The sequence below is a fragment of the Acinetobacter sp. Brlt_5 genome (assembly GCF_051949055.1).
Classification (GTDB): domain Bacteria; phylum Pseudomonadota; class Gammaproteobacteria; order Pseudomonadales; family Moraxellaceae; genus Acinetobacter; species Acinetobacter indicus.
In genome coordinates this window covers 1-748 of sequence record NZ_JAYJLP010000047.1, presented here as the reverse complement: position 1 = coordinate 748, position 748 = coordinate 1, and the positions used below count along the sequence as shown (strand labels likewise).

At 40.6% G+C, this 748-nt stretch carries 1 pseudogene; it reads left to right on the top strand.

Annotated features, from left to right (window positions below):
• Window positions 1-39: 39 nt before the first annotated feature.
• Window positions 40-696: pseudogene (locus VF685_RS14035) on the top strand (IS5 family transposase); the annotation flags it as partial.
• Window positions 697-748: the final 52 nt, after the last annotated feature.

The window sequence follows — 748 nt, the reverse complement described above, 5'->3', positions numbered from 1 at the left end:
ACTTTGCGGCTGAGCAGCCCCGAATATCAGTGATATTCGTATTCGACTATTTGTAGAAGACAAAAGCATATTGATATTGCGATAAGCTATCAGAAAAGTCGTGATGGTCTCCACCTACTCGTCGACTCTACTGGCTTGAAGTTTTTAGGTGAAGGTGAATGGAAACGTAAGAAACATCAGCCTGAATATCGTCGCCAATGGCGTAAACTTCACATTGGTATAGATGCTGAAACGCTGCAAATACGGGCCGTTCAGCTCACGACAAACAATGTCAGTGATTCACAAGTACTCGAAGATTTACTTGATCAAATTCCACTTGATGAGCAGATTGATTCTGTCTATACAGATGGTGCTTATGACACGAAACACTGCAGAAAAGTCATTTCAGATCGACAGGCACATGCGGTGATTCCGCCAAGAAAAAATGCGAAGCCCTGGAAAGACAAAAAGCTGAGATCTTTAGAAAGAAATGAATTGTTGAAAACGGTTAAATGCCTAGGAAGAGCAATTTGGAAAAAGTGGTCTGGGTATCATCGCCGAAGCTTGGTAGAAACCAAGATGCATTGCATCAAATTATTGGGAGATAAACTCAGTGCACGGAGTTTTCAAAGCCAGGTGAATGAGATTCATGCACGTGTGGCAGTATTAAATAAATTTATGGAATTAGGCCGAGCTCATACCCAAGTTGTCACTTAAATTTAAACAACTTAGGAAAGCTCTATCTTTAAAATCTTTATGCAACAAAGCC